This is a genomic window from Pseudomonas sp. MPB23, assembly GCF_046605395.1.
Lineage (GTDB): Bacteria > Pseudomonadota > Gammaproteobacteria > Pseudomonadales > Pseudomonadaceae > Aquipseudomonas.
Genome location: NZ_CP176771.1, coordinates 1,287,499 through 1,304,352, shown reverse-complemented (window position 1 = coordinate 1,304,352; position 16,854 = coordinate 1,287,499). Strand labels below are relative to the sequence as shown.

Genomic DNA, 16,854 nt, shown 5'->3' with positions numbered 1-16,854 from the left:
CCTAGGCGCCGCTTCATGGGCTGCAGGTCGGCAACAGGGAAGCCATTATGCAAATCGTCGTTCGGGGCAATGGGTTGCACAAGAGCGAGACAAACGCTCTGGATCAGATGCAAAGGCAGCTGCGTGAGAGCTGGTTCGGTTACGCATCGGTATTGGTTGCGGATAAGCAGGGTTCGATGGAGTTCGACCTCATTGTCGTGACGCATGACCGCGTGCTCGTGGTCGAACTCAAAGAATGGCACGGTAAGCTGACCAACTATGATGGCAACTGGATCATTACCACCCCGCGTGGCGAGCAGAACAGGGGCAAAAGCGCCTATCACCGCAAGCGAGACCAGGGGTATCGTCTGGCGGCCATTCTCAAAAAAGAAATAGGACATAAGCTGTCCTACGACCCCTTCGTCGAAGCGCACGTAGTGCTCTGTGGTAGCGCGACGCCTGAGCATCTGCCTGAAGGGGAGCGCAAGTACGTTCACACCCTTGAAGACTTTCTGAAGATCGCGGGCAAAGGCTACGAGACCTTGGTTCAGCAAGTGCGAATGATCAAGTTCGACGAAGTGGGCAGGCTAAGACCCAACAAAGCCCAGCCCATTTTCGACAGCTTCTTTCGTGGTAATCGTGTAGAGCTTGCTGAATTCCAATACCTGGAATACACCGCTGCTCATGCCCCAGACCGCATGCATGATCAGCATCTGTTCAGTGAGTACCCCGCCATCAAAGACGGCCCTCCTGTTAGTAAGGCCATGATGCGTCGCTGGGACTTGGCAGCTTTAGGGTTGGCATTTCACGACGATGAGACTTGGCGCCGTGTGGTGACGCGAGAAGACTTTGTCTTTCGCACCGCCAGCGCTGCGAACAGCCCGTTAGAAGATTTTCTTCTCAGGCCTTTGTCCCCGATGGTTGAGGACAATATCACCAGTGACTGCGTCGAGCTGTTCGAGATTCGCAAGAACACCCTGCGTCTTGAGCAGCATCTGAATCTGCATGGCCACAAATGGTCGGTTGACGAACGTCTTGACCTTACCAAGGCTTTATTGGCGCCCTTTGCCGAAATGCACAGTATGGGTTTTGCGCATCGGGACATCGACACGCAGAACCTTTGGTACTCCCAGGATTCGCGCATCGTCTTGGCCTCCAGTTTCCACGCCGCCTTCGTGCCTGACAAAGGCACGGTCAAGGATCTGGCCGAACGCCTAAAAAGCAACACGACTCTCCTTCCCGAAGATGTATATGCCTCACAGGGTGATGTACTCAGCCCGTTTGCCAAAGACGTCTACCTGCTGGCCCTGGTCGCCCACAAGATTTGTTTTCACTGCGCCAAGTTTGTCTTGGAAGAAGGCATTTGCGTATGGCGCTCAGTGGCCAGTGATCCCTTCGATGGCAAGCTGGACGAATTCTTCGCCAAGGCAATGGATCTAGAGCAGAAGAACCGCTTTGCTAATGCTTCTGAAATGCTTGCTGAATTTAACACGCTGGCGATCGGCAAACCGCTGCAATATGACGATACTCAGGAGGTCATGCAGGAAATTGCCAAGGGCGATTTCGTCAAGGCTGATTGGAACCCCTACATGCTGATGAGCTACTTCCCGCCAGCGCCAGGGGTCGTTCCTATCGGCACTGCAGAGAAAATGGTTTATCGGTGTGTGTTCGAATCTGAAGAGGCACTATTCAAGTTCTGGCCGAAGGCCGTGGTCGACCTGAAGAATCCTGGCACCAACCGCCGTATCCTGCGCATGAGAAAGCGCATCGAGCAGTCTCTTGAGGACGAATTGCCACTGCCGGCGCTGCTGACCCATGGCATGTTTGCGGGCGGCAATGGACTGTTTGTCGTCACGCGCTTCGAGCAGGGCACCGGCTGGCCTGAATTTGTTACGACCTTGGACAACCTTGAGAAAAAGCTGGAGGCCGCTTCGGCACTCTGCAATCTGCTGATCAATGTGCATGGCCGAGATTTTGCTCACGGGGATCTGCATCCAGACAACATTCTGGTTCGCTCAAGCGTTGAGTGTGAGCCTCTTTCGCTGATGTTCATTGACGCACTCGATTTTGGCGACACCTCTGACCCCTACAATGTCGAATACGGCCCGGCCAACCCGGCCAGCACCGACAGCTTTGGTCGCGACTGCTATGCGCTCTACAAGATCGTAGGCGAGCTCCTAGGAGCTGAAGCCCCCACATCTCTGGTCGCCGAGTTAGCTTTGGCTAGAGAGCAGCCGAACGGAATTCCCGTTGCCATTGATCCGCTGAACGAAAGCCTCAAGGCAGAGCTCGAAGCTCTTCGTAAGCCTAAGGCAGCAGAATTACCTGTACTGAAATTTGTCGCTGACGTCTTCCGGTGGCCCACAGAAGAGACACTACTTCAGGGCAGAGAGTCTGCGTATTACCTGCACGTCGAGCGCGCTGACCGCAATCCAGAGCAGCTATACATCAGGCTGACCGCGCTGGACAGGCGTCTGGCATTCAATTTTGATCCCGTGCAGCAGACGCTGTCTTCGCCTTGGCTCTCCGATGTGTCGTTCAGCGATTACATTTCGGCTGGGCACAAAGCTCAGGCTACCTTCATCCAACCCATCACCGTTCAAAAAGGTATTTCAACCAAGGCTACCGATGAGGCGTTCGTACGCTTTCTGCTGAGCCAAGAGCCCGTGCAGAGCTTCCTGAAGAAACCCGAGTCGGTGTCAGGTGAAGAGGACGGAGGTGAAGAAAGCGACGAGTTCGCCGATCAGAGCATCAGGCCATCGGCTATCTGGAAGGCAATGCTCGAAACCGAAGGTGACCAGCTGATGCGCGTCGAAATCGAGAATGCCGCCTTTGAAGAGAGCGCTAGTGGCGCACTACTCATTCCCTATGTGCCGCAAAATGGCCAGGATCTAGACTTCAACGAAGATGCCGGTGACATCGGCATCTTCCTGGAGGGCGAGAACCGCCCGTTTGGTGAGGTGGTGGCCGAAGAGTGCAGTTCAACACGCATGGCTGTGCGCATTTTTTCTGCCGGCATTCGCAGCGTTAAACAGAAGCTGACGCCAGGCACGGAGCTTATTTTTGAGTCCAAACTCAATAACGCCTCTCGCGAGCGCCGCAAGAAGGCCATGGAGCGCGTGCTCAACGGAGTGTCCCGAATTGCTCACCTCCCTGTCTACTTCGATCAAGCCGGGACCCTGCAGTCCAAGGTGACTGGCAAGATCCCTGATGAAGTTGCAATTAGAGAGCGCTATGACTCGGATAAGGGGCAACTCAATCCACGCCAAGTCATCGCTTTCCAGCGGGTCATCTCCGAAGGGCCGATCGGTGTATTGCAGGGGCCGCCTGGAACGGGAAAAACCGCCTTCGTCACCAAGCTTATCCACTACCTGTTTGAAAATGAGTTGGCGGGTAACATCCTGCTGGTGGGGCAATCACATGCCTCGGTGGACACGGTCGCGCTCAAGGCCCGCGAACTCTGCTCAGAGCTCGGCACTGACGTCAGCGTCGTTCGCCTGGGCCACGAATCGGCCATCGACGATCAGATGCTCCAGTGCCATTCCAGCTCAATTCAGCGTCAGATCCGCTTCAAGTTTCAACGTGAGTACGAAAAGCGGATCAATGCCTTGGCATCCCGGCTTATGCTCAGCCAAGATCTGGTCGAGGAACTGGCCAAACTGCACCGCAGCATCAGTCCGCTTCTCGATCGTATGCGCACCTACACCAAGCAGAGGGACGATATCGCTTCCAAGCGCCAAATCAGCGAAGAAATCCGCATCGAAAGGGTGATGGACTATGACAGTAAGATCAAAAGCTGTGTCGAGTCACTGCAGCATCACATGGACAGCCGGGGTTATGAGTTCACCCTGCCATCGCCCAACGCGCCGGAGTTCTGGCGCGAGCTGTCCAACCAAGTGGCGCGTCAGCACGGTGTGACTAATCAGCTGGCCCTGCAGCGCCTGAACAATCTGATCAGCATCAGCCAGGACTGGATCGATGTTTTGGGCTCGGGAGCGGCCAACTATGACAAGTTTCTGGTCAAGACCTCCCAATTGGTGTGCGGCACCCTGGTAGGCATTGGAGCGGGTGCCTTGCACATCGAAGAGATGGAGTTCGACTGGGTCATCGTCGACGAGGCAGGCCGTGCGCAAGCTTCGGAGCTCATGATTGCCATGCAGTGCGGGCGCCGCGTTTTGCTGGTGGGCGACCACAAGCAGTTGGCCCCCATGTACGAGAAAAAACACGTGCGCGCAGTGGCCAGGAGCCTGCAGATTGATGAGCGTGAAGTGGTCAAGACCGACTTCGAGCGTGCCTTTACGGTGAACAACGGCATTACCCTTGATACTCAGTACCGAATGATTGAGCCGATTGGAAACATTGTCAGCCACTGTTTCTATAACGACGAGCTGCACAGCTACCGCAAGAAAGCGGATTCGTGGTGCGATGAACTTCCGTATCCGTTCAACAAACCTGTCAGCTGGATCGATAGTGGTTCGGGAGAACGCGCGGTCAATGAGGATGAGCCCCAGAAGGGTAAATTCGTCAACAAGCATGAGGTTGCGATTTGCTTGCACTTGCTGCGTCAGCTCGCAAGACCCGAACACATGGAAAAGCTGAATGCCAAACGTACGCCGATGAACCCTCAACCCATAGGGCTCATCACCATGTACCGAGGTCAAAAGCGCTTGATCGAGGAAGAATTGAGTCGTGCTGAGTGGGCGGCACCGCTTCGAGATGCAGTCAGAATCGATACGGTTGACTCGTACCAAGGCAGCGAAAACACGTTATTAATTCTTAGTTTGGTGAGGAACAATGACAAAGGACTACAAGGCTTTCTTGTCGATCAATCGCGAATCAATGTTGCCTTGTCGCGGGCCAAAGATCGCTTAGTCATCATCGGTTCCAAGAAAATGTGGAGCGGAGTGAATACGCCAACTGCACTAGGGAGTGTGGTCAGTTATGTGACCGAGCAACATGCCAAGTCACCTGATGATTACGAAATCGTAGATGGCACCACTGTGATCGAGGGTCAGCGCCATGAGTGAAGAATACCAAGCTGTTGATGCCTCAGGCTTTCGCATTTGCAACACAATCTCCCTGCTTTTGCCTGCATACCAGTATCAAATAAGCTGCTCATGGACGAAGGAAGTCTCCTTGCCTGCGGTGGAGGAGTTCACGTGTCGTCTGCTGTTGGCCTTGCACGAAGTGCTGCCTGGAGAGATTCGTGAGTATTTCGGCTTGTCCAAGCGCGAATGCGAGGTATTGATCGAAACGCTCATCCGAAACAAGCTGGCCGTCTACACGAATGACGGACATTTGACGCCTTCAGCGATGCTCACAGATCGCACCAAGGGAAGCACATCGGCCAGTCCGAGTCTCACCAAGTATGAAGAGCGGATCGAGCGCCCGATTTTTGAGTTGCTGACCAAGACCATAATGCCGGCCAGTCAAAACAATCGCACTCGCTGGGGACTGCCTCAAATTCCGGTGCCGGTGGAAAATAAAGCTTGGTCCGTTCAGGCTGTGGCAGATGCATTCGGCGACCAGTATCGCGCTTTTCTGGATTACTCCAAGCTGCCCGATTCCGATGCTCGGAAGACCAGGCTCTATAAGGTTGGTGCATGCGATCAGGCGGCTCCAGTAAACATTCAGGTAGATCTGGAAATCGGTCTGCTGCCAACCCCGGCGGGCAATGTCGAAGTCATCAAGCGCGTTGCCGAGAAAGTTGGCGGCACTCGCCAGCGCCCCTTAAGTATGGAGCTCGAAGCTAAGATTTCCGACTATCTCAATAGCTTACGGATGCCGAAGGGCGGCATGACTCCCCAAGCCTATTGCGAGGAGTTCGGGGATGAAGTGTTGACCCGCTATCTAGATGACCGAGGTCTGGATATCAACACGTGGCTGATCGATCATAAGGAACGTAGGACGGGCTACGGCAGCCAAGCCACTAGAGCTATGATCGGGCCGATTTACGACAACAACAACCGGATTACTTTGGGGCGGATGCTCGAAGACCTCTCTCGAGACTGGCCAGAGGGTAAGGTTCACTCGGCATTGTGGCTGTCGAGCTCTGTGCCTCTGTGGGCAGCCAACGGGACATTGCTCAGCGACTTCTGCCGCAGGACCGCCGATAAGCTCAGTGAGGCGCCTCACGTCAAAGGTCGAATTACCGCTATCTTCCCATTCGATGAAAAAAAGGAGTTCGGCCAGCTTCGCAGCACGTATCACAATCGGATTCCTAACGGAATCGCTTTCGAAGGATCGGATCTTCAGGATCGGTTCGAGATATTCCTAGTCCCGGGGCAGTTGGCCGTGGTGCAGTACCACTTTCAGCCCAGTGACGAGAGCGCGGCGACGGTCCCGATTGGTTACATCACTTGTGACCCGCAGCGTGTTGCCCACATTGACAGCTTCCTAAACTCCCGACTGTTCGCGAGAGGTGAGGGCCATGTGGTGTGGAGTGAGGATTCTGAGCGAGACATCACTAACCATATGGAAAAGGATCGCCTGGAGCTGATTCAGTCCAGTGGTCTCGGACTTCCGATGTCTAGCCAAGTGAAGCTCACAATCAAGAAGCCGCCTAGAAAAATCTAGTGGGTTATAACGGGCTGCTTTAGAATTTTTACAGCTCTATATGTTCAGCTCAACGGGGCGTTATGTGCACGCGGCGCCTCGGTCGAGACGCCATACATAAGTGCTCCATTCAATTTTAAGCTGGTGGAGGCGGATGCTACAAACGTGACTCCAGGCCTTTAATGGAAATCGTTTGGCACTCTATGTTCTGGGGGCTCGTACCGTTGGTCTGAATTTAAGCGAGGCTCAGACAGGCAGCTTGAGAAATACACTTATCGATTTTGTAAAGTTTTCCTAAGCCTTGCACGGCATAAATTTACGAAAAACTTTACACTGATAAGAGAGCGGGGTAGTGATGATCCGTCCAATGCCCAATAAGATATGAGCTTAAGCCCACTCAGTCGTTCGTCTTGCTGACTGTCTGGTACTCATAACCGTTTTAGGATATAGCTCGAACCGGCATTACCCAAAAGCCCCTGAAGCATTGCTCCCGGGGCTTTTTATTTGTTTCGGGCAACGTGAATCTGCAAGCCGGCCTCGGCTGTATGAACAGGCATTTGTCCTGGCTGGGCACAACATTTAGGCTACTCGTCCCTTCGACGAACGAGGAAAGCCGCGATGACTTGGTCGGCCAAGCAGTACACGATGTTCGAACAGCAGCGTACCCGTCCCGTCCGCGCCCTGGTGGCGGCCATTCCCAATACCGATGTACGCACGGCGGTCGACCTGGGCTGCGGCCCCGGTAATTCCACGCAAGTGTTGGCCGAGCGTTTCCCCCTGGCGCAAGTCGCTGGCCTGGACAGTTCCGAGGACATGCTGGCCGACGCGCGTAAACGCCTGCCGGCATTGAGCTTTGAGCTTGCGGATATCGGCGCCTGGAACCCCACGCAAAAATTCGATGTGATTCTGGCCAATGCCTCGCTGCAATGGCTGCCGGATCACGCCACGCTTTACCCGCATCTGGTCAACCAACTGACACCCGGCGGCACGCTGGCGGTGCAGACCCCGGACAACCTCGACGAGCCGGCCCACCGACTGGCCCGTGAGGTCGCGGCCGATGGTCCGTGGTCCGCCAAGATCGGCGCGGTCAAACACAATGAGCGGCATTCCGCGCGCTACTACTACGAACTGCTGAGCCCGCACTGCAGCACCGTGGACATATGGCACACCACCTACCAACACCCGCTGGCCGATCACACCGCGGTGGTGGAGTGGTTCAAGGCTTCGGGATTGCGGCCTTTCCTCGCGCCGTTGACCGACGCCGAGAAAGCCGACTTCCTGCGCGAATACCAGGCGCGGATTACCCAGGGTTATCCCGCCCTGGCCGATGGCACCGTGTTGCTGCCATTTCCGCGCCTGTTCATCGTCGCGACGCGCTAAAGCCAGCCGCAGACATGGCGGTCACGCGGCCGCCGTTTGCGCCTGCAAGTATTCCTGCGCCGACACCACGCCCGCATAGCCAAACGCCAGCGATGCCATATAGGCATCATGCACGTGTGCCGCTGGAATGACCTTGCCGTTGAATTCCAGATCCCGCGTGGCGCAGGCGTCGTGGATCACCGTGACCTTGTAACCCAAGTCCGCCGCCGCACGCACCACGGCGTCGATGCACATATGGCTCATGCTGCCGACCACCACCAGCTCGGTGATGCTGCGTTGCTCCAGCAGGGCGCGCAGGTTGGTTTCGCGAAACGCATTCACAAAGTGTTTGAGCACCACCGGTTCACTGCCTTCGTTCAGCACCTTGGGATGCAAGTGGGCGCCTTCGGAGCCTGGGGTGAAGAACGGCGCATCTTCCGAGGTGAATTCATGGCGTACGTGGATCACCGCATCGCCCGCCTGGCGAAACGCCTTGAGTACCTGCGCGGCCTTGTCCGCAGCGGCTTGCGCGCCGTCGAGCGGCCACTTGCCTTGGGGGAAGTAGTCGTTCTGGATATCGATTAGGATGAGCGCTTGCTTGGCCATGGGTGTTGCCTCGTGATGGGTTGAGGGGCCCAGTATCTTAGCGGGCGCCGCGACTGGGGATTGGCTGCACCGACAATAACAGGGGGAAAACTGACAATGGCCGTGGAACGCTCGACCGTTGAGCTGGGTGTGTTGATTTACCAGGGCGCGCAACTGGCGGCGGTGCATGGCTTGACCGATTTGTTCGGTGTGGCCAACCGTATCGCCGCCGAGCATCAGTCTGTGCAACTACCACTGCTGCGGGTCAGCCATTGGCAGGTGGACGCCCACGGCATCCCCGCGCGGGTATTCGACAGTCATCCGGGCGCGGACCAGCCGATGATGGCCGTGCTGGTGCCGCCGTCGATTGGCGAGTTCGGCGAAGAACAAGCGCCGCCCGCGTTGCTTGAGTGGATACGCCAGCAACACGCCGCAGGTACCGTGCTCGGCGGCGTGTGCATCGGCTCGATCATGCTGGCGCGCAGCGGCCTGCTGGACGGGCGCAGCGCCACCACCCATTGGTCTTCGGCCAAATCCTTCGCGATCCGTTACCCGGCCGTACGCCTGGAGGCGGATAAACCCATCGTCGATGACGGCGACCTGATCACCACCGCCGGGCTGATGGCCTGGTCCGAGTTGGGCCTGCGCCTGGTCGGTCGTCTGATGGGCCCGAGCATCGCCGCCGACACCGCGCGTTTCCTGGTGATCGAGCACAGCGACAGCGCCAGCCAGTGCGGCAGCAACTTTGCGCCGATTCTCGGTCACGGCGACGCGGCGATCCTCAAGGTCCAGCATTGGCTGCAGGCCAGTGGCGCGGTGGATGTGTCGGTGGCGGCGATGGCCCAGGAAGCGGGCCTGGAGGAGCGCACGTTCCTGCGGCGTTTTCGCAGCGCCACCGGTTTGAAACCTACCGAATACTGCCAGCACCTGCGGGTGGGCAAGGCGCGGCAGATGCTGGAGTTCACCAATGGCACCATCGACCATATCGCCTGGACCGTGGGCTATCAGGACCCCAGCGCGTTTCGCGCCACCTTCAAAAAAATCACCGGGCTGGCCCCCAGTGACTACCGCAGCCGTTTTGGGGTGTGAATCGTGCAGAACGCCGTGGGCTTGAAGCGGCGTCGTGCACAATCAAACAGGCCAACTGATATCACCTTTTCACTATCTGATTGATTTCAAAAGCATCCGCCGCCAACGCGTCTTGGCGTGATCCCTGCAACCTGCTTTGCACACACACATCGCGGGATAGCCAAGGGGGACGCATGACCCCAACGAATCGCAACAAGGTGGTGGTCGCGCATTCCACACGCCACGGTGCGCCACAGCACGAAGTCGAAACCAACCGCGCCCTTGCGCGCTGGCTGGCGCAGATACTCGGGCTCACGTTCGGCGGCAGCTATGACCCACAACAGCACGCAGGCCAAGACCTGTACCTGCTGCCGACGCAAACCCTGGTCGGGCCGGCCCAGGCGCGTGCGCTGAACGTCAAAGGCCCCGAGGATTTGTGGGGTGGTTATGTCGATCACGGTTTCATCTGCACCAAAGCCATCAGTCATGGCGTATCCGGGCCGGATGCGCTGACGCCGCGGGGCTGGTCGCCGCTGTTTTGTGAACGGGTACGCGATGTGGTGCTGGACGGTCTGAGTGTCTTTGCCCTCAAGGATGCACGGGACGCCGCAGCACGCTTGCTCTGCGATGGGCCGATCCGCCTCAAGCCCGTGCACGCCTGCGCGGGACGCGGCCAGGAAGTGATCGCGAGCCTCGACGCTTTCGACGACGTGCTGGCGCGACCCGAGGCTGCGCAGTTGTTCAACGACGGCGTGGTGCTGGAACAAGACCTGCACGATGTGGTCACCCATAGCGTGGGCCAAAGCTTTATCGGCGACCACGTGTTCAGCTATTGCGGCGAGCAGTACCTGACCTCGGACGGGCAGGGCGAAGCGGTCTATGGCGGTTCCAACCTGCTGGTGGTACCCGGCGACTACCAAGACTTGCTCGCGCTCGACCTGCCCGACGACGTGCGCCTGGCCATCGAACAGGCCCAGGTGTTCGACGCCGCCGCCGACGAGGCCTACCCCGGTTTCTACGCCTCGCGGCGCAATTACGACATCGCCCAGGGCGTGGGCAGTGACGGTCGGCGTCGCAGCGGTGTTCTGGAGCAATCCTGGCGCATGGGCGGGGCCAGCAGCGCGGAAGTCGCGGCGCTGCAACGCTTCATCGACAACCCCGGCCTCAAGGCCATTCAAGTGGCCTCGCTGGAAACCTACGTGGACCAGGGGCTGCCGGCAGATGCGGTCGAGGTCTACCGTGGACCGGCAGAAAACAGCGACTTTCTTCTCAAATACGTGACGGTTAACCCTTATGACGGCTAGAAGCGAAAGCATTGCGATCGACATCGACGACGAGCAGATGAGCGGCACCTTCCTGAGCCCCAAATCCAAAGTGCCGGGCGTGTTGTTTGTGCACGGCTGGGGCGGCAGTCAGGAGCGTGACCTTGAACGCGCCAAAGGCATCGCCGGCCTTGGTTGCGTGTGCCTGACCTTCGACCTGCGCGGGCATGCCGGCACCGGTATTCCGCTGTCCCGCGTCACCCGCGAAGACAACCTGCGCGACCTGCTGGCGGCCTACGACCGCCTGTTGGCGCACCCGGCCATCGACACCTCGGCGGTGGCGGTGGTGGGCACCAGCTATGGCGGTTACCTGACGGCGATTCTCACGTCCTTGCGCCCGGTACGCTGGCTGGCGCTGCGCGTGCCGGCGTTGTACCGCGACCAGGAATGGCTCAAGCCCAAGCGTGACCTGGATAAAACCGACTTGATGGATTACCGCAACACCCTGGTACAGGCCGAAACCAACCGCGCGCTGCACGCCTGCGCGCGGTTCACCGGGGATGTGTTGATCGTCGAATCGGAAACCGACGACCACGTGCCCCACACCACCATCATGAGCTACCGCGCGGCGTGCCAGCACACCCATTCCCTGACCCATCGCATCATCGATGGTGCCGATCATTCGTTGAGCGATCCGGTGTCACAGCAGGCCTACACCTCGATCCTGGTGGACTGGATCACCGAGATGGTGGTGGGCGAACGGTTGAGCATCATCCAGTCCCGGTAACGCGCTCACGCGGGGGTTTTCTTCACTCGCAGCGCCTTGGCCTTGGCCTCGACACCGAGGTACATCACCAGGGCGATCAGCAGCGGCAGAATAAAATAGATGGCCCGATAGGCAATCAGCCCGGCCAGCAGGCTGCCGCGCGAGGCTTGGTGCTGCAGGAGGGCGATGAACACGGCCTCCAGCACGCCAAGCCCGGCGGGAATGTGGGTGACCACCCCGGCAATCGCGCTGATCAGCAGCACCCCTAGCACCAGCGGATAGTCCAGTTTGGCCGGCAACAAGGTGAAAATCACCGCCGCCATCAAGGACCAGTTCAACGCCCCCAGCGCCAGTTGCAAACACGCCATGCGCAGCGACGGCAGGTTGATCTCGATGCCGCGAATCGACCACGCGCGTTTTTTTGAAAACCGGCAGGCCGCCAGGTAACCGAGACTGGCCAGTACCAACAGCACACCCACGCCCTGCAGGGCGCCGCTGCTGAGTGTCCAGCCCGGTGGCAGTGTCACCAGCCCGCTGCTGAACACCACGCCGGCCAGGGCCATATAGCCAAACCAATTGGTCGCCAGGCTCAGGCCGAGGATCTTGGCGATATTGCCCGTGCTCACCCCCAGCCGCGAATACAGCCGATAGCGCATGGCAATCCCGCCGACCCACGCGCTGAGGTTGAGGTTGAACGCATAACTGATGATCCCCACCGGCAGTATCTGTTTCCAGCGCAGGGGCTGGCGGACGTAGGTGCGGCCTATCAGGTCGAAGCAGGCGTAGACGAGGAAGCTGCACAGCGTCAGGCCGCCGGCGATCAACAAGGTGCGCAGCTTGAACTCGCCCAGGGTCTGGATCACTTCGCTCCAGTCGATGCGCCGGGCGAGCAGGGTGAACAGCACGATCAGCAACAGGAAGAAGGCGACCGTCAGCGGTTTCTTCCAGCGCTTGAAGCGGTTTTCAGAGGTCATGGGCCGGGCTCTCGAAGGGTTTCAAGCGCGGCTTGTGCGCCGGCAGCCAGCCGGTCAGCGCAGGGAAGTGGCGCATCACATGGAACACCAGGAAACCCACGGTCAAGCGCCAGAGCCACAGGCGCGGCGTGCGGTTTTCCGGCATGGTCCGGCAATGGTTCGTGGCCAGGGCTTCAAGGCGTTCATACAACTGCTGGTTGAAGGCCCGGTCGCGAATCAGCACGTTGGCCTCCAGGTTCAGCGACAGGCTCAAGGGGTCGAGGTTGCTCGACCCCACGGTGCTCCACTCGTCATCCACCAGCGCGACCTTGCCGTGCAGCGGGCGCTGGCAATACTCGTGAATCACCACGCCATCCTTGAGCAGATAGTCGTAGAGCATGCGCGCGGCCAGCTTGGCCAGCAGCACGTCGGGCTGGCCCTGCATGATCAATTGCACCTGCACGCCACGGCGCGCCGCGTTGCGGATCGCGCGCAGCAGGCGATAGCCGGGGAAGAAGTACGCGTTGGCGATCACCACCCGCTGCCGGGCGTTGCTCAGGGCGTGGATATACGTCTCTTCGATGTCGTCGCGATGCTGGAGATTGTCGCGATAAATCAGGCGCACCAGGCCGTCGCCGTTTTCCGTCGTCCAGGGCGAAGGCCGCTGTTGGCGCCGCCGCCAGCCACGGCGCGTGCGAACCTGGCGACCGCTTTGCGCCAGGGCGAAATGATGCAAGTCGGCCACCGCCGGGCCGATCACCTGCACCGCATAATCCTGCTTGGCTTCGGGACCGAAATCCCCCAGGTGATCGGCGGAAAAATTGATCCCGCCGATAAACGCCACGGCGGCGTCCACCACCACGATCTTGCGGTGCAGACGGCGAAACCAGTTGGTACGAATGCCCAGGGTCTTGGACGCCGGGTCGAACATCTGCACCGCTACCCCTGCGTCCGCCAGTTCGGCGAGAAAGGCCGGGCTCAGTTCGCCGCAGCCAAAACCGTCCAGGCTGACCACCACCTTGACCCCGCGTTGCGCGGCCTCGATCAGCAGGCTTTGCAGCTCCTGGCCGACCTTGTCTTCGAAGAGGATGAAGGTCTCCAGCAGGATCTCGCGCTGCGCCCCGCGCAACGCCTCGAACACCTTGGGAAAGTACGCCTCGCCGTTCTCCAGCAGCTCGACCTGATTATCGCGCTGCCAGCCGTAATCCACGTCGCGGGCCGTGGTTTTGTGCGGCGGTTGATCGGTGGCGATGTGCTCGACCGCAGGGTTCATAGTTCGATCTCCACCGACAACGGCACATGGTCCGACAGATGGGACCAGGGGCGGATGGTGAGCACCTGAGGGTTATGGATCTTCAGGTTGCGCACATAAATACGGTCGAGCGCCAGCAACGGCAGGCGTGCGGGGAAGGTGCGCGCGAACCCGCCATTGGCGTGCACGAACACTTCCGTCAGGCCGCTTTGGCTCAGGTCGGCCTTCTGACGCCAGTCGTTGAAATCGCCCGCAACCACCAACGCCGCCTCGGCCGGAATCGCGCGGATGCGTTGCGCCAGCAAACGCAATTGCTGCTGGCGATGGACTTCGCGCAGGCCCAGGTGGATACAGATCGCATGCACCTCTTGCCCGGTGCCTGGCAGGCGCAGTACGCAATGCAGCAGGCCACGGTTTTCATGGCCGCTTTGGGAGATATCGAGGTTGTCGTAACGCACGATCTGGAATTTCGACAGCAGCGCATTGCCGTGGTCGCCATGGGGGTAGACCGCGTTGCGGCCGTAGGCGAACTGCGGCCAGATGCTGTCGGCGAGGAATTCGTACTGCGGCATGTCCGGCCAATTGCTGTAGCGCTGGGGATGGCGCTCGTGAGTGCCGTGGATCTCCTGCAGGAACACCATATCGGCGCCGACGCTGCGCACCGCTTCGCGCAGCTCGGGCAGGATGAAGCGTCGGTTCAGGGCGGTGAACCCCTTGTGGATATTCACCGTCAGCACCGTGAAGCGCGTGATCGCGACGTTAGGGGTGATCGGCACCCAGTCGGGGATCGCAGCCATGTTTGCTCCTCTAAACGGGTGGGGCGTGGCCCCGTTTATGGCTGACTGCGATGTTTGGCGGAAAGTTTCCGGCTTCCTACAGGCGGTGGCCTTCAGGATGGCGATATAGGGGAACGATCCAGCCTCAAACCCGTCAGTTCCTTACAGAACCTTCTGAAGGAGCCCGCTGCTTTGCTGAATCTCAAGACTGCATTACTGCTCGGCGCGCTGCTGTTTTGTGGCAGCGGCACCCTGCAAGCCGCGGCCACCGCGGCGGAACCCGACGCCGAGGCCAAGCCGGAGTTGTTGGTGGAAGGCGGTCTGCTCGGGGCCATCAGTTCCAGCATCGACGATGTGCAGCAGAAACTGGACCTCAATCAGAACCTGATCGATGAATGGCGCCTGCGCGCGGACCGGGCAGCGGATGAAGTCGGGCGGCTGGTCGACCAGACGGCCCAGCGTTCGCCGTGGAGCGTGGCCGGGGATTTCCTGTTGCTGTCCGGGGTGTGGATCGGCGCCTTTGCGGTGCTGACGATGCTCGGGCGCGTTGGCGTGCAACGCCTGGGCCGGCGTTCGTTCATCGCGCCGCGCACACGCCTGCAAGGGGGGCTGGGCTATGTGCTGCCGTATACGCTCCCGGCGCTGATCTGCCTGCCGCTGACCCTCTATGTCAGCCACTTTTTACCCTCATCCATAGGCCGCGCGCTGGCGCTGTGTTTTGCCTACGCCACCAGTAGCGGCATCTTTTCCACCTCGGTGCTGCTGTGCGTGATCGTCATGTTCAACATCGGGCATAAGCGGTCCGCCGTGCAGATCATTCGCGATTACTGCCCAAGACCCTTGTTTTTGATCGGCTTCCTCGCCGCCCTCAGCGACGCCCTCACCAGCCCGCAGATCGCCCGTCAGTTCGGCGGCAATATCACCAGCAGCATCGCGGTGTTTACCGGCCTGTTCGCGGCGGTGATCTTCGGCGTACTGGTGATTCGCCTGCGCCGTCCGGTGGCGCATCTGATCCGCAATCGGCCGTTGGCCCAGCGCCTCAAGCATCCGGCGTTGCAGCAGTCGCTGCGGGTGTTTTCCGGGCTGTGGTACTGGCCGATTCTGTTGATGGTGCTGGTCTCGGCGATCAACCTGGTCGGTGCCGGCGACGACAATCAAAAAGCCCTGCGCTGCGCGCTGTTCACCACGATCCTGCTGATCGGCACGGTGTTCCTGAGTACCGTGCTGCAACAACTGTTCAAGTCCCGCAGCCAGGTGGCGGTCCAGCGCAGCAGTGCCTACAAGGAGCGTTTCCTCAGCTTGCTGCACGCGATGTTGCGCATCGTCATGGCCGTCGCCTTTATCGAGATTCTGGGGCGGATCTGGGGCGTGTCGCTGTTCGAGTTCGCCCAGCGCAACTCGGTGGGCCGCGCGATCAGCGATTCCCTCAGCAGCATCGGCCTGATCCTGTTGATGACCTGGCTGTTCTGGGTGGTGCTCGACACGGCGATCCAGGAGGCACTCAAACCGCCGGTGAACAAACGCTCCAGCCGCCAGCCCAGCACGCGGGTGAAAACCATCCTGCCGCTGCTGCGCAATGCGGTGAAAATCATCCTGGTGGTGATCTGTGCGATCACCACCATGGCCAACCTGGGGATCAACGTCGCGCCGTTGCTGGCCGGTGCCGGTGTGGTCGGCCTGGCGATTGGTTTCGGTTCCCAGCAACTGGTGCAGGACGTGATCACCGGCCTGTTCATCATCATCGAAGACACGCTGTCGATCGGCGACTGGGTGGTGCTCGACTCCGGCCACGCCGGCACCGTCGAAGGCCTGACCATCCGCACCCTGCGCCTGCGCGACGGCAAGGGCTTCGTGCACTCGGTGCCGTTCGGGCAGATCAAGGCGGTCACCAACCAGTCGCGACAATTTGCCTATGCGTTCTTCTCGGTGCAGTTCACCTACGACACTGACGTGGACAAGGCCGTGGAGCTGATTCGCGAAGCGGGGCAGTCGATCCGGGACGATGTGTTCCTCAAATACAACCTGCAAGGGCCGCTGGAAGTGTTCGGCGTCGACAAGATGGACCTCAATGGCGTGGTGCTCACGGCGCAGTTCCGTACGGTGTCGGGCGGGCAGTATGCGGTGAGCCGTGCGTTCAATCAGCGCCTGAAAAAGCTTGTGGATAACTGTGATGCGGTGCACTTCGCGCAGACTTATCCACAGCAGGTTTGGTTGTCCAAGCGCGCAAGCCCGGTGGATGAGCCGGATGAAGAGGTGCCGGCGTCGGTGGTGTTGACCGAGCAGCCGCGCCCGCAATGAT

At 59.4% G+C, this 16,854-nt stretch carries 11 protein-coding genes; 7 read left to right on the top strand and 4 right to left on the bottom strand.

Annotated elements, in window-relative coordinates:
- Positions 1-47 precede the first annotated feature (47 nt).
- The 3 genes from ACLH0J_RS05930 (at position 48) to tam (ending at position 7,914) form a co-directional block, all read left to right on the top strand.
- Positions 48-5,006, top strand: a complete 4,959-nt coding sequence (locus ACLH0J_RS05930) for an AAA domain-containing protein (protein WP_411391246.1) — start codon at positions 48-50, stop codon at positions 5,004-5,006.
- Complete coding sequence (locus ACLH0J_RS05925) at positions 4,999-6,555, top strand: hypothetical protein (protein WP_411391245.1); 1,557 nt, start codon at positions 4,999-5,001, stop codon at positions 6,553-6,555. The genes ACLH0J_RS05930 and ACLH0J_RS05925 overlap by 8 nt, the downstream gene beginning before the upstream one ends.
- 597 nt (positions 6,556-7,152) lie before the next feature.
- Positions 7,153-7,914, top strand: a complete 762-nt coding sequence (tam, locus tag ACLH0J_RS05920; protein ID WP_411391244.1) for a trans-aconitate 2-methyltransferase — start codon at positions 7,153-7,155, stop codon at positions 7,912-7,914.
- A gap of 21 nt (positions 7,915-7,935) precedes the next feature.
- Here the strand turns inward: tam and ACLH0J_RS05915 are convergent, their stop codons facing one another.
- Positions 7,936-8,499, bottom strand: coding sequence for a cysteine hydrolase family protein (locus ACLH0J_RS05915; RefSeq protein ID WP_411391243.1), 564 nt, complete (start codon positions 8,497-8,499; stop codon positions 7,936-7,938).
- 96 nt (positions 8,500-8,595) lie between these two features.
- Here ACLH0J_RS05915 and ACLH0J_RS05910 point away from each other — a divergent pair, with 96 nt between their 5' ends.
- From ACLH0J_RS05910 to ACLH0J_RS05900, 3 genes are all read left to right on the top strand, one after another.
- Positions 8,596-9,567: a GlxA family transcriptional regulator gene (locus ACLH0J_RS05910; RefSeq protein WP_411391242.1), complete on the top strand. Its 972-nt coding sequence runs from the start codon at positions 8,596-8,598 to the stop codon at positions 9,565-9,567.
- A 173-nt stretch (positions 9,568-9,740) separates the two neighbouring features.
- Positions 9,741-10,850, top strand: coding sequence for a DUF3182 family protein (locus tag ACLH0J_RS05905; protein ID WP_411391241.1), 1,110 nt, complete (start codon positions 9,741-9,743; stop codon positions 10,848-10,850).
- Positions 10,840-11,595 carry an alpha/beta hydrolase family protein gene (locus ACLH0J_RS05900; protein ID WP_411391240.1) on the top strand — a complete coding sequence of 252 codons (756 nt, stop codon included), beginning with the start codon at positions 10,840-10,842 and terminating at the stop codon, positions 11,593-11,595. The genes ACLH0J_RS05905 and ACLH0J_RS05900 overlap by 11 nt, the downstream gene beginning before the upstream one ends.
- Positions 11,596-11,600: 5 nt before the next feature.
- Here ACLH0J_RS05900 and ACLH0J_RS05895 read toward each other — a convergent pair whose 3' ends face one another.
- Genes ACLH0J_RS05895 through ACLH0J_RS05885 form a run of 3 tightly spaced genes read right to left on the bottom strand, consistent with a single transcriptional unit; the run spans position 11,601 to position 14,576 of the window.
- Positions 11,601-12,548, bottom strand: a complete 948-nt coding sequence (locus tag ACLH0J_RS05895) for a lysylphosphatidylglycerol synthase domain-containing protein (RefSeq protein ID WP_411391239.1) — start codon at positions 12,546-12,548, stop codon at positions 11,601-11,603.
- Positions 12,538-13,800 (bottom strand): cardiolipin synthase ClsB, encoded by a 1,263-nt coding sequence (gene clsB, locus ACLH0J_RS05890; protein WP_411391238.1) that lies wholly within the window; start codon positions 13,798-13,800, stop codon positions 12,538-12,540. Before clsB ends, ACLH0J_RS05895 begins: the two co-directional genes overlap by 11 nt.
- The gene (locus ACLH0J_RS05885) at positions 13,797-14,576 is read right to left on the bottom strand and encodes an endonuclease/exonuclease/phosphatase family protein (protein WP_411391237.1); all 780 of its coding nucleotides are present in this window, start codon (positions 14,574-14,576) and stop codon (positions 13,797-13,799) included. The genes clsB and ACLH0J_RS05885 overlap by 4 nt, the downstream gene beginning before the upstream one ends.
- A gap of 171 nt (positions 14,577-14,747) precedes the next feature.
- Between ACLH0J_RS05885 and ACLH0J_RS05880 the strand changes: the two genes are divergently transcribed.
- Positions 14,748-16,853, top strand: a complete 2,106-nt coding sequence (locus tag ACLH0J_RS05880) for a mechanosensitive ion channel family protein (RefSeq protein WP_411391236.1) — start codon at positions 14,748-14,750, stop codon at positions 16,851-16,853.
- Position 16,854 lies beyond the last annotated feature (1 nt).

What these genes read in the sequence shown, in the direction of transcription:
- ACLH0J_RS05930 (WP_411391246.1), top strand. Translation starts at nt 48, where the DNA reads ATGCAAATCGTCGTTCGGGGCAATGGGTTGCACAAGAGCGAGACAAAC.
- ACLH0J_RS05925 (WP_411391245.1), top strand. Translation starts at nt 4,999, where the DNA reads ATGAGTGAAGAATACCAAGCTGTTGATGCCTCAGGCTTTCGCATTTGC.
- tam (WP_411391244.1), top strand. Translation starts at nt 7,153, where the DNA reads ATGACTTGGTCGGCCAAGCAGTACACGATGTTCGAACAGCAGCGTACC.
- ACLH0J_RS05915 (WP_411391243.1), bottom strand. Translation starts at nt 8,499, where the DNA reads ATGGCCAAGCAAGCGCTCATCCTAATCGATATCCAGAACGACTACTTC.
- ACLH0J_RS05910 (WP_411391242.1), top strand. Translation starts at nt 8,596, where the DNA reads ATGGCCGTGGAACGCTCGACCGTTGAGCTGGGTGTGTTGATTTACCAG.
- ACLH0J_RS05905 (WP_411391241.1), top strand. Translation starts at nt 9,741, where the DNA reads ATGACCCCAACGAATCGCAACAAGGTGGTGGTCGCGCATTCCACACGC.
- ACLH0J_RS05900 (WP_411391240.1), top strand. Translation starts at nt 10,840, where the DNA reads ATGACGGCTAGAAGCGAAAGCATTGCGATCGACATCGACGACGAGCAG.
- ACLH0J_RS05895 (WP_411391239.1), bottom strand. Translation starts at nt 12,548, where the DNA reads ATGACCTCTGAAAACCGCTTCAAGCGCTGGAAGAAACCGCTGACGGTC.
- clsB (WP_411391238.1), bottom strand. Translation starts at nt 13,800, where the DNA reads ATGAACCCTGCGGTCGAGCACATCGCCACCGATCAACCGCCGCACAAA.
- ACLH0J_RS05885 (WP_411391237.1), bottom strand. Translation starts at nt 14,576, where the DNA reads ATGGCTGCGATCCCCGACTGGGTGCCGATCACCCCTAACGTCGCGATC.